Here is a 13,516-nt window from a genome sequence, read left to right as displayed (position 1 = left end):
AGGTAATTACTTTTTTGGCTCTTAAAGATGAAAATTATTAAACTGAAAATTGTGACATTATTTATGCAACACTAGTGGTACTGAATAGATGTAAAAAAGGAGAAAAATAGGATGAAGGCGAAATACGTAGTACATTTTGTTGCGGTAGCTAGTTTGTTCATTTTTGCTCTAGTTATCGTTGCTGTGCCAGCTTTTGCTTCCACTGGGAATCAAGAGGAAGCGATTAATGAAAAATACGGCCTTCCGATTGTTGTATATGGTGAAGCTCTCACTGAAAAACAAAAAGAAGAGGTTCGGGATCTGCTGGATGTAACAGATCCAACGAAAGTAAAAGAAATAATCGTCACCGGAAAAGACCTAGTGAACTATATTGACGGTGACGAGCATTCTAACATGTACTCATCAGCAAAAATCACCAGGAAGGATCCAGGAGAGGGTCTCGTTATTAACCAGGTTACACCAGAAAATATTACAGAGGTAACGGATGAAATGTATGCGAACGCCCTGTTAACAGCTGGAGTGGAAGATGCAGTCGTAGACGTGGTTTCCCCGGTGAAAGTTACTGGACATTCAGCGCTAGTCGGAATTTACAAGGCATATGATGAAGGGGACGGAACCGCACTCAATAAGGACCGCACAGAAGTAGCGAATCAGGAATTGAACTTGGCGACAAACCTTGTGAAAAAAGACGGCCTTGATCAGGATAAAGTCAGCGAACTCCTGACAGAAATCAAGAAAGATATTGCCGAGCAAAATCCAGCAACCAAAGAGGAAATCGAAAAAATAATTGATGAAAAGTTAAAAACTCTTGAAATTCAACTTAGCCCTGAAGACAGGCAGTTACTTGTCGATCTGTTCAATAAAATGCGCGACCTAAACATAAACTTTGACAATGTGAAAAGCCAATTAGAAACCATTTCGGGCGATATCCAGAAAAGGATTGAGGAAGCTGTAGGCGACAAAGGATTTCTGGAATCCGTCTCCAACTTCTTTAAGGAACTTATTAACAGCATCAAAAACCTTTTTTCATAAACCGTTTGGTTGTTGAAGCAATAAAGTTTGGCTAACTGTCGTAACAAAGAATAAAGGAGCCATCGCATTATACACAAGAATGGGATTTGAAATAGAGGGAACGAAGAAGGGTTCAATGTTCAAGGATGGACAATTTTTCGACGAGTATTATATGTCGAGGATCCTTTAGGCGTGAGATCTTTCATGATTTTAGCTGAATGACGCCAGGCACTCCAATGATCCCCATTTTGAGGCGATCCGCAAAATTAGGTCACCAATAGGCATCATTGGTGCCTATTTTTACGGAAATCCGTTAAAATAAATACCGACAGATTTTGTCGGATCAAGAGATTATCCCTGATCCCGTGCTTCCCATTCTTCCCTTAATAACCCCATTTTGATTGAATCATAGTATTTTCCGTTGTAAAGGCGGCACTTTCTGATTCTTGCCTCTTCCACCATTCCTAATTTTTTGCCGACAGTCAACATTCTGGCGTTTCCAGACCATGTGGTAAAGCCTATCCGGGGAATGGGGAAGGTGTCAAACAGATGTTGAATCCATACTATAAGCGCATCCGTTCCATATCCTCCATTCCAGAATTCAGGGAGATAGATGACGATTCCGAATTCAAGCCACTGTGAAGATTCGTGTTCCCAATAGTAAGTGACCATACCAATTATTTCATTATCCACTTTTATTAGGTATTTTCGGTCGTAACCCTGGTGTATCAAATTGCTCATTTGATCCCTGAATTTTTCATATTCAATATGTCTCAACGGATAATAAGGAGCATCCCATTTTTTCCATTCCGGATGTTCATCATTATAGATGAGGCTCCACCATTTTTCTAAATCATCCTCTTTCACTTTGCATAGGACAACCTGTTCTCCTGGTAATAAATCAGGACTTTGCATGAATTGGTACCTCCTTCATCGAAATGAGGCTAGCCTTATCCTTATATAATTCTCTATTATTCTATTATTTCCTCTAGCAGCTTCAAAATACAATAAAAGTTGCAAAATTTCCACAAAAAAAAGACGCTATGTTAGCGCCACTTTAGTTCATTGCTTCATCATCTATAAAGGCATTTTTCTCATTAACTGCAAAGAAATTGAGTCCAGCGGCGATTGCGAAAGCTCCACCAAGTAATACAAATGTAGTAATCATTAATAATCGCTCCTGTCATCATTTTGTTACTTATATTATTCCCCCTTATAAAACTAGTAAACCTAATAATACAAATAATGGACAAAAAGTAAATAGGAACTTTAAAAAATTATATAAAAAGATTGATTTTTGTTAAATAATCCCTTTATAATAAAAAAGCTGTGTGAATTTCAATTCAAAACCGCGTATATATAGAATGAAGGGGAGTAGTGAAATGAAAAAGTTTTGGATTTTCCTAGCTGCAATTGCCTTTGCACTTGGATTGGCAGCTTGTTCGGCGGACAAAGAGGTGCAACCAGGAAATACAGCAACAGAAAAAGCCGAAAAACCGGCAGAAAACCCTAAGAGTACTTTATTCAGATTCTACATGAGCATTGTCAACACAATCAATCAGGCAGATGCTGATTTGAATGCATATGAGGGAGCAGAAGAGCCAACACCTGATGAGAAGGTAGCGGCAAGTACATCTGCAGCTGCTGTTGAAAGTGATTTGCAAGGTTTGGAAGTTCCAGCTGAATTGAAGGATCAAAAAGCAGATCTTGAAGCTGCCCTTAAGGACCTGGCAGAATCATACAATATGAAAGCAGAAGAACTCAAGAAGGATACTCCAGCGCTGGATCCAGCAAATGAGAAATTCGCACAAGCTGAAGAAAAGATCGGAGCAGCATTTGAAAGTGTCGATATGAAAAAACCTTCTCTAGCAAAAGAATTGTAAAAAAACGTAAGAAAAGCTGTCCCGATTGGGACAGCTTTTCTTTTTTTGGAGTCTGTTAGGAACTATATGATTCCTTTTGAAAAAACAAAAAAGTTTAGGAAATAATGCAATGATGTTATAATTTTGAAGGAAGAAAGCAGGTGTTGAATTTGAAGGAAACAGTTATTAATCGTTTTCGTTTGATGGGTTTGATTGAGGGTGGCTCATTGCTGGTGCTTGTTTTCCTCGCGATGCCGTTAAAATATTGGGCTGGTTTTCCTCAGGCTGTACGTCTTGTTGGTTCGCTTCATGGATTGCTTTTTATTCTATATGTAACTATGATCATTTATACTACCGTTAAGGTAAGATGGTCGTTTGTTTGGATAGGAAGTGCATTTGCTGCGGCATTTATTCCTTTTGGCAATATTATTTTGGATCGTTTTTTACAGAAGTCTTTTTTAATAAAAAAAGGAAGTATTAGAAAGTGAGTGTGCTTAAGAAGCTTTTTCCTAAGCAAAAAAAAGTGAAAATAGAGTTCTGCCAACGGAATTTGGAACAGTTTTTGCGCGAAGAGAATTATGCCGTGTACAATGAATTTTTAAACCGTACAAACGTTCAATATAAGGAATATGAATGCCAGAGCAAGTGCAAAGAATGCCGCATGTCTCCTTATGCTATCGTGAACGGCGAACTAGTACAAGCCGAAGACCCAGTTGAGTTGGTGAGAAAGATGAAAGAGTATATAGACTAACCGCCCCGGGTATGCTGGAGCGGTTTTTTCTGCTTACTGCTGTGACTGTTTATACACACCGCCAAATTAAAATGTCTAACATTTCCGTTGATGACATATTTTATTCTAAATGATGGGGGTGGTTTTTTGAAATTTGCCATGCAAAAAGCAATCCTATTGGCAGTAAATATGAAGGATTTTACTGAATTTGTACAGAAACTTGCTACCAATAAATCTGGTTTGATTTTAGATCAAAATAAGCTCTACCAGGTTAAGCTGTGGATGGAGGAGCATAAATTCCGTTCGCTGGCTGAGGAAATACTGAGGATCAATCGGTTTGAGTGGGATGAAAAATATACGTTGTTGCTGGTGAACAGATTTTGGAAGGGCTTCATGATTATTCATGATTATGTAGAATACCATTACTCGGACTTGTTTATTCTGACAGCGAGACTTCATACGCTTAGAAATTTGAGTGAAGAATTTATCTTAAAAATATAATGAAATCATGTAATCGTCATAACATTTTTTGCCCTTCTTGGGAAATGTTAAAGATTCACCCATTGATTCACTAGTGTGTGATCATTGTAAACCTGTTATTCTTTCATGAGACCTGTTCAGTCTGAATCATCATACGAGGAGGTTTATAATGAAGAGATTTTTAATTTTCATTTCCTTTCTAACATTACTAATAGGTTCCTATACCGTTTATGCGGAAACAGAAAAAAATAATCAGGCAAAAACCTTGAAGATAAAAAAGGTGGATGTTGACGTCAAGGAGTTTTCGGCCACAGATAAACGTTTTATCAAGGAAGAAGATGAGAAGCTTTTGGCTCGCCTTGTCGAAGCAGAGGCGAAAGGTGAGCCATATGAAGGAAAGGTGGCTGTGGCAACTGTGGTTCTGAACCGAGTGGAAAATGAACAGTTTCCTGATACCATAAAAGAAGTGATCTATCAGAAAAACGCATTTCAACCGGTCAAAAATGGCGAAATTCAGAAGCCTGCAAACGAAGAAGCAATGAAAGCAGTCAAAGATGCACTGAAAAATAAGGATAAAAACGACTGCTTATATTTCTATAACCCAGAAACAGCGACAAGCAAGTGGATTTTTTCCCGTAAGGTCGTTAAAAAGATTGGGAATCATGCATTTACCATGTAAAAAGCGCGTACAGCATAAAAGCTGTGCGCTTTTTTTCGTTAGAAAAAAGCATTCTCAATTTTATTATTTTTCATATCGAAGAAATTATTATACAATTAAAGCTTACCAATTAGTGGAACGAGGGGTGGTTAGGTGAAGAAGTATTCTGTTGGATTCACACTGTTTCTTTCGATACTTTCATTAGGTCTGATGCTGGTTGGGTTCGGATGGACTATTCAAAATCAATTTTTGAACAATGGGACACCAAGTGCAATGGAACAGGCAAAACCGGTTGAGGATAAAACAACGAATGATCAAGGGTCCAAGGTAATTGTTGCCCTCGGAGATTCCCTGACGCGGGGGATGGGGGATGACACGGGCAAAGGATATATTGGCTATCTAGTGGATGAACTTGGAGATAAATCAAAAGAGAAAATCACGATACATAACTATGGAGTCAATGGGTATCGTTCGATTCAACTATTAGAACAGTTGCGCCAGGTGGAAATTCAGCGAAAAATTCAAAGTGCAGATTATATCCTGATTACGATTGGTGGCAATGATTTATTCCAGAGCGGTGAAACAATGGATTTGGATGAAAAGAAGATCGCCCAGGCAAAGGCCGGATATCTTAAAAATCTTGACTCGATTTTAAAGGAAGTTAGGACCTTAAATGAATCAGCGATCATTTTTCATATTGGCTTATATAATCCATTTATTGATTTAAATGACTCCGAGCTTACCACCAAGATTGTTCGCGACTGGAATTACGATACGAACGCTCTGCTGGATCAGAAGGAGAAGGCTGTCTATGTACCGACATTTGATTTGTTTCAGCTGAGTGTAAAGGACTATTTGTACACAGATAATTTCCATCCTAACGCAGAGGGGTACAAGCTCATTGCGGAGCGGGTATCATCTTTGATTACATGGTAAGGGGGGAGAGAAAGATGAGTGAGATTACACTGTCTGTAAAAGGGCTGAGAAAGTCGATCGGCAAAAAAGAGATCATTAGGGGAATCGACTTTGATTTAAAAAAAGGAGAGGTCTTTGGATTCCTTGGACCAAATGGAGCAGGAAAGACAACGACCATTCGTATGCTTGTCGGTTTGATCAAACCAAGTGCAGGGTCAATTGAAATTGGCGGTTATAATCTCAGAAATAATTTTACAAAAGCGATGGCGCAAATGGGCTGTATTGTAGAAAATCCCGAACTGTATTCTTATTTGACTGGTTGGGAAAATCTTGAACATTTTGCCAGAATGCTCCCTGAAGTGGACCGTTCTCATATGAATTACGTCGTTAAACTTGTCCGCCTTGAGGAGCGGATTCAGGATCCTGTAAAAACCTATTCCCTTGGGATGAGGCAGCGTTTAGGAATTGCACAGGCTTTGCTTGGCAAGCCAAAGGTGCTGATACTGGATGAACCCACTAACGGGCTAGATCCGATGGGAATAAGGGAAATGCGGAATTTTATCCGTTATCTGGCAGAAGAGGATGGGCTGACCGTTCTAGTTTCGAGCCACTTATTGAGTGAAATCCAGCTGATGTGTGATCGTGTCGCCATTATTTCAAAGGGCTCCGTGATTAAGGTTGATTATGTGGAAAACCTTTTGGCCATGCAGGAAAAAGTTATCTGGCAAGTGGAACCAAGAGAAGCTGCTAAAGAGATTTTAAGCAGTGTTACAGATGTTATAGACGGTCCGGATGGGACAATCATCACCCCATATCTTGAAATTCAATCAGCAAATTGGAATCAGATGTTAGTGGAAAAAGGGATTCACGTGAACGAAATGAATAGGAAATCGCCTGCGCTTGAAGACTTATTCCTAGAGTTGACTGGAGGTGAATCGATTGATTAGCCTGGTAAGGAATGAAATGCTGAAAATCGTCCGCAAAAAAAGAATTCTTATTGTGGCGGGAATCATCGCCGTGCTTGTTGCCCTTTTTACCTATTCTCAGTATCGTGATTTGGAAAGAAGGCTAGAGCGCTTCGGAGATGTGGATTGGCGGACAACTGTGCAGCAGCAAATTATCGATATGCAAAATAGGCTAACTAGCAGCGGGATTTCAGATGAATGGAAAAGCGAGCTCCAACTGACAATTCAGCAGCAACAATATTACCTTGATAACAATGTCAATCCGATGGAGCCAGGTGCTCCTAGCTTTGCAAGGATGTTCGCAGAGCATTCGATCAATCTGCTGCTGCCATTGATGATCATGGTCGTGGCAGCTGATATCGTTTCTGCTGAACGCACAGCAGGCACGGTAAAACTTTTGCTAACAAGGCCGGTAAAGCGTTGGAAGATTCTAATGAGCAAATACCTTGCATTGATTTTGTCCGTTTCCATTATCGTCATATTGTTTGGAGTGCTTTCCTATTTGATTTCAGGGTTCGTTTTTGGCTATCTAGGTTGGTCAGCTCCCGTTATTACCGGATTCAGTGTCGCAGGGAACGAACTGAACACCAATGCAGTACAAATGATCCCGCAGTGGCAATATTTGTTAATGGAATTCAGTCTTGTATGGTTTGTGGCGTTGATTGTCGGTACAATCACCTTTATGCTTTCCGTTCTGATCCGCAACACACCAGCGGGAATGGGCGTCATGCTCGCCGCGTTAATTTCTGGAGCGATTTTAAGCAGTATGGTCGCCTCCTGGGAATCAGCAAAATATCTATTCATGATCAATTTGAATCTGACAGGATACCTGTCCGGCCAAGCGCCACCAATTGAAGGAATGACATTAGGTTTTTCGCTGATCGTGCTCGCCGTTTGGGGATTAGCAGCTTTGGTTGTTTCGTTTGCCGTCTTTATTAGGCAGGATATCTATTAAAACCGATTCAGTCATTAAAACAAACATGGAGAGAATGAGAAAACGGTTGCAGTTGTAAATTTCATAGAAAATCCTGCGATTATGGTAGTCGCAGGATTTTCTGTATTTTAAAACTATCCGCTAGCCCTGCCGTAAAGGGGGACTCCATTAGGATTTTTTCAGGGGGATGGCTGTTACAGTTCCACGGCCTTTCAACTTGCAGGAAATTGCTTTATGAAGAAAGAATATAGTAGAAAGGGTAGGAGGGATCTATTTGCCTGAAAAAAGAATTCATCCGGTTTTATTCAGCGTGCTTATTATGGTGACAACTTTTCTAATGGGGTCTTCTTTTACGGTAGGAAAAATAGGGTTGACATATGCATCTCCCTTACTATTGGTGGGTTTAAGGTTCACAATTGCGGGAGTCCTTATGGCAATTATCGTCAGGAAAAAACCATTGCCTGCAAACATTTCAGATTGGGGAAGGGTTTTTACAATTGGATTGATGCAAACCGCCGGCGTAATGGGAGCGATTTTCCTCAGTTTACGAACGATTACAGCGGGAGAATCCTCGATATTAACATTCACGAATCCGTTGCTTGTTGTGTTAATGGGAACGGTATTCCTTCGGATTCGGTACAGGTTGCTGCAATGGATTGGTGCCGGCGTCGGATTCCTTGGTGTGTTCATCACACTTGGATTTCACTTACAGCTGACAACTGGAACCCTTCTGGGGCTGGGAGCTGCTGTGTCCTGGTCGATAGGGACGATCTTGATCAAAAAATGGGGAAGTCTCTTTAATGTCTGGGTGTTGACCGCATATCAAATGCTCTTTGGCGGAATCATTTTGTTAGTGATGAGCTTAACGATGGAAAATCCACGTCTTACGATCAATATGGCATCCGTATCAATTATTTTATGGCTTGCAATCATGGCATCGATTGTTCAGTTTGCAATCTGGTTTTACCTCCTCAATGAAGGGGATCCAGGAAAAACAAGCGCCTTTCTCTTCCTTGCTCCATTTTTTGGAGTGCTTTCAGGCTGGATGATGGGAGAAGTTGTCGAATGGTATGTGTACGCAGGCGGAGCGTTCATCTTTACAGGGATTTTTCTAGTGAACTGGAATTTCGCAAAGAGAAAGGAAATAAGCTTGCCGTAAAATGTTTGAAATTGGTACTAGAACGAAAAATGCGATCCTGTTATAATCAAATTTATATTTCAAAAATTTTGAACAGTATATAAAATGAGAAGGGGAATCTCCATGACTACGTACGGCTCAGAAAAGATCAGAAAAATGACTTCTAGCATTTTTCAGGAAGTTGTAGACCGGAAACAGGCGGCATTGATAAATGGCAAAGATGTCATTGACCTTAGTATCGGGAGTCCGGATTTTCAGCCACCGGCATTTGTGATGGAAACATTGGCGAAATATTCGATGGATTCCAGCAAGTATGGATATACTTTAAAGGGGATTGCTGAGTTCAATGAAGCAGTTTCCTATTTTTACAGACAACGTTATTCGGTCGAGCTGGATGACAACACTGAAGTGCTGCAGTTAATGGGGTCACAGGATGGGCTAGCACATCTAGCAACTGTAATTGTTGATCCGGGGGACTATGTTTTGGTACCTGATCCAGGGTATCCAATCTATGAAGCAAGCGTTACTATTGCGGGCGGAGAGATTTATCCTATGCCACTGTTGGCGGAAAATAGTTTTCTGCCAAAGCTGAATGAGATTCCTGAAGAAGTACTGCGAAAAACAAAAATGATGATTTTAAGCTACCCAGGAAATCCTGTTACTGCACTGGCTGACAGTAGCTTTTTTGAAGAGGTCGTTGCATTTGCGAATGTACATAATATTCTAGTTGTGCATGACTTCGCGTATTCTGAATTGATTTATGATGGAAACCCACAAATCAGTTTTCTGTCTGTTCCGGGGGCGAAAGAGGTGGGCATTGAGTTTAACTCTTTGTCCAAAACCTTTAATATGGCTGGCTGCCGCATTGGCTATGCGGCAGGAAATTCAGAGGTTATCCGCCTGCTTGCGTCGTTTAAATCCCATATCGATTATGGCGTATTTTATCCGATTCAAAAAGCTGCAATAGCTGCATTGACGTCTGACTTTTCGTTTCTTGAAGATCAGCTGAAGCGGTATCAGGCAAGGCGAGATGTTCTCGTGACAGGTTTCCAAACGAGCGGGTGGCAGGTGGAAAAATCACCGGCAACGATGTTTGTTTGGGCCAAAATCCCAGCAGGATGGAAGTCTCGCGAGTTTGCCTTCAAGTTGATAGAGGATGAAGGGATCGTCGTTGTCCCTGGGGATGCTTTTGGACTACAGGGAGAAGGCTATGTCAGAATTGCCATGGTACAGCCGTCCGAAAAACTGGAAGAGGCAGCACAGCGGGTAAATGAATTTTTGCTTGGTTTTCCGGTTTGAACATCCAAAAGGGGTATATGGCAGTAAGTCGTGGAGGTGGGCTAGTCTGTGGAGCCTGTTATATTATTTGATGGAGTTTGCAATTTTTGTGATGCCAGTGTTCAATTTATTCTCAAACGGGATAAAAAAGAGAGATTCTTCTTTGCCTCGCTTCAAAGCGATGCGGGACAGAAGCTTTTGAAGAAATACCATGTTCCTGAAGATGTCGATAGCATGATAGTAATAGAAGATGGAAGAGTATTTTATAAGTCAGAGGCTGCTCTCAGAATCAGCCGCCAACTAAAAAGTCCTTGGTGGCTGCTTTATGGTTTCATCCTTATACCTGCTCCCATAAGGAATATTGGATATGATTTCATTGCTAAAAATAGACTCAAATGGTTCGGCCAGAAGGAACGCTGCATGCTTCCACCGGAAAATTTTAGAAGAAGATTCTTATCATAAAATGGAAAAGCAAAAGCAATCAGGGTTTCAACCTTAGATGCCATTTGCAAAGCTTTAGAATGCCAGCCGGGTGACCTATTGGAATATCAAAGTGACGAAGATAGGAAAAACTGAGGTGGGGGACTTTAACCATGAGACCAATCATGCATTCGTTTTGGCTGGGAACAGGCACTTTCGTGCATCTTTCCTGTTATGATATTGGCAGCAACCATCTACTTGAACTTTTTCTCGCATCACTTTTGGCTGGATATCCGTTGGTGGTTATCCGATTTCGTGGTGATCGTTTTTTGGAGCTCTCGGGTCACATATGAAGTTGGCGGAACTACCTATCGTATGCCAATCGTTTTATCTTTTGTTCTCATCGGATTTTTCATCTGGATCGCCGAAAATATCGCGACTTTTTTCGGTGCCTGGCAATACCCAAATCAAAAGGAGGCATGGACGCTGGTACACCTTGGAAAAGTGAGTTTGTGGCTCTTATTGGTCATCGTCAGCTTTCTGATTGTCGCTACTTTAAAGCAGATAAAAGCTAAGCCGCCTGCAAACATAAATACTGTTCCACTAGGAAAGTATCAGTAACGATTTTCCAAGCAAAAGTTTCATTCATGAAAAAGGGTGCAAAAGATGATTGTTATCCGTTATAATAAAAGTAACTTTTTTCATTAGGAGAGATAGAATGCTTTCAAATATAGGGTTTCCCGGATTAATTCTCATCCTTGTGATTGCACTGATAATTTTTGGGCCAAACAAGCTTCCGGAAGTTGGACGGGCAGTCGGAAAATCCATGAGGGAATTTAAGAATGCGACTAGCGGAATCACCGATGAAATCAAAAAGGAACTCAGAGAAGACAAAAAAGCGCATAAGAATGAATAAAAAGCTGCCGCGAAGCAGTTTTTTTCTTTTCTTACCGGTGCTAATACGATAATCATGGTAGCAACCTGTTACATATTTTTACAGAGAATTTTTTTGCCAAAATAAGAGATATTTGTTGAATTATTTCCCGAATGGATATAGAGTTATATAGTTGATGTGGATATAGGTAAACGAAGAATACTTCCATATATTCGGCGGATTGCTTCCTGATTAATGGGTCATTCTAATGGAAACAACAAAAGATGCTCCTAAGTTATTTTTCGATAAATATGGTTTCCACCTAAACACGCTAAACTTGCGTATAAACAGAGGGTGATTTACGAGAATAGCCGGGGCCAGAGATAAAGGAGAGAGGTTGATGGAATCACTTTGGCTTGAATATGCCTGGGCATTATTGATATTGATTGGTCTGGAAGGTTTATTATCGGCCGACAATGCTTTAGTATTGGCAATCATTGCAAAACATTTACCTGATAATCAAAAGAAAAAGGCGATCAGTTATGGTATTATCATGGCGTTCTTCTTCCGATTCGGGGCCCTTTTTGCAATTTCTTACATTGCAAACGTCTGGCAGGTGCAGGCTATTGGAGCCGCGTACTTACTATATTTGGGGTTAAAACATGTCATTCAGGCTAAATTTGGCACGAAAAATGAAGATATACATAAAGAGGATGAAAAGGAAGCAAAAGGTTTGGGATTTTGGCCGACAGTTACTAAAATCGGTGTTGCTGACCTGGCATTTGCAATTGACTCTATTCTTGCTGCAGTGGCGCTTGCTCTTGGCCTTCCGGACTCCCCGCTTGGAAATTTTGGTGGTATGGATGGCGGGAAATTCCTGGTTGTTCTCCTTGGGGGAGTTTCTGGTCTAATTCTCATCAAGTTTGCGGCTACTTGGTTTGTGAAACTGCTTGACGAGCGTCCTGCATTGGAAACAACTGCTTATACGATTGTTGCCTGGGTAGGTGTGAAATTGGCTGTTATTACGCTTTCTCATGAAAAAATCGCTATTTTGGATCACGATTTCCCGCATAGTACATTGTGGACAACCATTTTTTATAGTGTATTAGTAGCAATCGCCCTGATCGGCTGGTTTGCTCCAGGACAAAAAGCTGAGGACAAAGGAAAAGCATAAAATCTTTAAAAAAGTGTGTACATCCACATTGGATGTACGCACTTTTTTTCACAATCGCTACTCATTCTGTTTTTTAAAAATAAAATAGGGAAAAATAATCATATCCCGGAGCATTTATTTTGAAAAAATTTATCATTACTGGGATAATCCATAAATAGAAGGAAATAAAAATATAAGGAGGCATTTAAAATGAATGATATTACAGTTTACACAACAAACACTTGACCTTACTGCACAATGATGAAACAATTCCTTGAGGGTCAAGGATTAACCTACAAAGAAGTAAATGTACAATACGATCAACAAGCTGCACAAAAGTTAGTGGAAGAAACGGGCCAAATGGGTGTACCGCAAACGAAAGTGAATGGCCACTGGGTACTTGGGTTTGACCCGGATACGCTTATGCAGTATGTGAAAAAATAAATTTTTCATTAAAAAAGGGGCTTTGGCCTCTTTTTTTCATGATCCTTGTTATAATGAGAAGAAATCATGCCTGACAACATGAAAGGGTGCAAGTTCTGTGGTAAAAAAACGAAATGAACTATGGGAATGGACTAAGGCTTTCCTTATCGCAATTTTATTAGTTTTTGTTATACGTGCTTTTCTCTTTACTCCAATTGAAGTAAAGGGTGCTTCAATGGAACCTACTTTGCACAACGAAGAGAGAATGTTCGTTACCAAGGTCGGCGAACCAAAGCGATTTGATATTGTCGTGTTCCACGCAACCGAACAAAAGGATTACATAAAAAGGGTGATCGGATTGCCGGGAGACCGTGTAGAATATAAAAACGATGTCCTTTACATCAACGGAAAGCCATATGAGGAGCCGTATTTGGATGAAATGAAAAAGCAATTGCTGGATGGACCACTGACTGGATCTTTTACCTTGGAAGAGACAGCTGTAGGAGCAAAAGTAGTACCAGAAGGGCATATTTTTGTGATGGGCGACAACAGAAGGAATAGTAAAGACAGCCGTCACATTGGTGCTGTCCCAATTGATAAAATTGTTGGAAAGACAAAGGTTGTTTTTTACCCTCTAAAAGATATGAAGATTATTGGTGATTAAAGGGAATTATT

The 13,516-nt window shown here is 40.4% G+C and carries 17 protein-coding genes and 2 pseudogenes; 18 read left to right on the top strand and 1 reads right to left on the bottom strand.

The genetic code is table 11. The features are described 5' to 3' along the window. Positions 1-111: 111 nt before the first annotated feature. The gene (locus UB32_RS03570) at positions 112-1,032 is read left to right on the top strand and encodes a DUF1002 domain-containing protein (protein WP_044391247.1); all 921 of its coding nucleotides are present in this window, start codon (positions 112-114) and stop codon (positions 1,030-1,032) included. Positions 1,033-1,362: 330 nt separating this feature from the next. Here UB32_RS03570 and UB32_RS03565 read toward each other — a convergent pair whose 3' ends face one another. Then, entirely contained in the window at positions 1,363-1,926 is a 564-nt protein-coding gene (locus UB32_RS03565) for a GNAT family N-acetyltransferase (protein WP_044391246.1), read from the bottom strand. Between the two features lie 467 nt (positions 1,927-2,393). On the opposite strand from UB32_RS03565, the gene UB32_RS03560 reads away from it, so the two are divergent. The 17 genes and pseudogenes from UB32_RS03560 (at position 2,394) to lepB (ending at position 13,505) form a co-directional block, all read left to right on the top strand. Next, a complete protein-coding gene (locus UB32_RS03560) occupies positions 2,394-2,894 on the top strand; it encodes a hypothetical protein (RefSeq protein ID WP_044391245.1) in 501 nt (166 codons plus the stop codon). A gap of 149 nt (positions 2,895-3,043) precedes the next feature. Beyond that, positions 3,044-3,361 (top strand): DUF3817 domain-containing protein, encoded by a 318-nt coding sequence (locus UB32_RS03555; RefSeq protein WP_044391260.1) that lies wholly within the window; start codon positions 3,044-3,046, stop codon positions 3,359-3,361. Continuing rightward, on the top strand, positions 3,358-3,624 hold the full coding sequence (locus UB32_RS03550) for a DUF1450 domain-containing protein (RefSeq protein ID WP_052806940.1): 267 nt from the start codon (positions 3,358-3,360) through the stop codon (positions 3,622-3,624). Before UB32_RS03555 ends, UB32_RS03550 begins: the two co-directional genes overlap by 4 nt. A 126-nt stretch (positions 3,625-3,750) precedes the next feature. Beyond that, positions 3,751-4,104: a hypothetical protein gene (locus UB32_RS03545; RefSeq protein ID WP_044391243.1), complete on the top strand. Its 354-nt coding sequence runs from the start codon at positions 3,751-3,753 to the stop codon at positions 4,102-4,104. A gap of 148 nt (positions 4,105-4,252) precedes the next feature. Then, the gene (locus tag UB32_RS03540; protein ID WP_044391242.1) at positions 4,253-4,762 is read left to right on the top strand and encodes a cell wall hydrolase; all 510 of its coding nucleotides are present in this window, start codon (positions 4,253-4,255) and stop codon (positions 4,760-4,762) included. A 132-nt stretch (positions 4,763-4,894) separates the two neighbouring features. Beyond that, positions 4,895-5,677, top strand: coding sequence for an SGNH/GDSL hydrolase family protein (locus UB32_RS03535; RefSeq protein WP_044391240.1), 783 nt, complete (start codon positions 4,895-4,897; stop codon positions 5,675-5,677). A 14-nt stretch (positions 5,678-5,691) separates the two neighbouring features. Then, positions 5,692-6,603 (top strand): ABC transporter ATP-binding protein, encoded by a 912-nt coding sequence (locus UB32_RS03530; RefSeq protein WP_044391238.1) that lies wholly within the window; start codon positions 5,692-5,694, stop codon positions 6,601-6,603. After that, the gene (locus tag UB32_RS03525; protein WP_044391236.1) at positions 6,596-7,576 is read left to right on the top strand and encodes an ABC transporter permease subunit; all 981 of its coding nucleotides are present in this window, start codon (positions 6,596-6,598) and stop codon (positions 7,574-7,576) included. Before UB32_RS03530 ends, UB32_RS03525 begins: the two co-directional genes overlap by 8 nt. 298 nt (positions 7,577-7,874) lie before the next feature. After that, positions 7,875-8,714, top strand: a complete 840-nt coding sequence (locus UB32_RS03520; RefSeq protein ID WP_431305960.1) for a DMT family transporter — start codon at positions 7,875-7,877, stop codon at positions 8,712-8,714. Between the two features lie 102 nt (positions 8,715-8,816). After that, entirely contained in the window at positions 8,817-9,992 is a 1,176-nt protein-coding gene (locus tag UB32_RS03515; protein ID WP_044391234.1) for an LL-diaminopimelate aminotransferase, read from the top strand. Positions 9,993-10,040: 48 nt separating this feature from the next. Beyond that, entirely contained in the window at positions 10,041-10,433 is a 393-nt protein-coding gene (locus tag UB32_RS03510; RefSeq protein ID WP_044391233.1) for a thiol-disulfide oxidoreductase DCC family protein, read from the top strand. Next, positions 10,434-10,547: pseudogene (locus UB32_RS19265) on the top strand (helix-turn-helix domain-containing protein); the annotation flags it as partial. A 75-nt stretch (positions 10,548-10,622) separates the two neighbouring features. Next, positions 10,623-11,012 (top strand): annotated as a pseudogene (locus UB32_RS03505) (DUF817 family protein); the annotation flags it as partial. 97 nt (positions 11,013-11,109) lie between these two features. Beyond that, positions 11,110-11,307 (top strand): twin-arginine translocase TatA/TatE family subunit, encoded by a 198-nt coding sequence (gene tatA, locus UB32_RS03500; RefSeq protein WP_044391232.1) that lies wholly within the window; start codon positions 11,110-11,112, stop codon positions 11,305-11,307. Between the two features lie 358 nt (positions 11,308-11,665). Continuing rightward, entirely contained in the window at positions 11,666-12,439 is a 774-nt protein-coding gene (locus tag UB32_RS03495) for a TerC family protein (protein WP_044391231.1), read from the top strand. Positions 12,440-12,628: 189 nt separating this feature from the next. Next, entirely contained in the window at positions 12,629-12,862 is a 234-nt protein-coding gene (locus UB32_RS03490) for a glutaredoxin family protein (protein ID WP_084221705.1), read from the top strand. Positions 12,863-12,959: 97 nt separating this feature from the next. Continuing rightward, the gene (lepB, locus tag UB32_RS03485; protein WP_044391229.1) at positions 12,960-13,505 is read left to right on the top strand and encodes a signal peptidase I; all 546 of its coding nucleotides are present in this window, start codon (positions 12,960-12,962) and stop codon (positions 13,503-13,505) included. Positions 13,506-13,516: the final 11 nt, after the last annotated feature.

Origin of the sequence: Mesobacillus subterraneus, from assembly GCF_000934845.1 — a bacterium.
Lineage (GTDB): Bacteria > Bacillota > Bacilli > Bacillales > Cytobacillaceae > Mesobacillus > Mesobacillus stamsii.
This window is presented reverse-complemented; position numbering and strand designations above follow the sequence as displayed.

What these genes read in the sequence shown, in the direction of transcription:
- UB32_RS03570 (WP_044391247.1), top strand. Translation starts at nt 112, where the DNA reads ATGAAGGCGAAATACGTAGTACATTTTGTTGCGGTAGCTAGTTTGTTC.
- UB32_RS03565 (WP_044391246.1), bottom strand. Translation starts at nt 1,926, where the DNA reads ATGCAAAGTCCTGATTTATTACCAGGAGAACAGGTTGTCCTATGCAAA.
- UB32_RS03560 (WP_044391245.1), top strand. Translation starts at nt 2,394, where the DNA reads ATGAAAAAGTTTTGGATTTTCCTAGCTGCAATTGCCTTTGCACTTGGA.
- UB32_RS03540 (WP_044391242.1), top strand. Translation starts at nt 4,253, where the DNA reads ATGAAGAGATTTTTAATTTTCATTTCCTTTCTAACATTACTAATAGGT.
- UB32_RS03530 (WP_044391238.1), top strand. Translation starts at nt 5,692, where the DNA reads ATGAGTGAGATTACACTGTCTGTAAAAGGGCTGAGAAAGTCGATCGGC.
- UB32_RS03520 (WP_431305960.1), top strand. Translation starts at nt 7,875, where the DNA reads ATGGTGACAACTTTTCTAATGGGGTCTTCTTTTACGGTAGGAAAAATA.
- UB32_RS03515 (WP_044391234.1), top strand. Translation starts at nt 8,817, where the DNA reads ATGACTACGTACGGCTCAGAAAAGATCAGAAAAATGACTTCTAGCATT.
- tatA (WP_044391232.1), top strand. Translation starts at nt 11,110, where the DNA reads ATGCTTTCAAATATAGGGTTTCCCGGATTAATTCTCATCCTTGTGATT.
- UB32_RS03495 (WP_044391231.1), top strand. Translation starts at nt 11,666, where the DNA reads ATGGAATCACTTTGGCTTGAATATGCCTGGGCATTATTGATATTGATT.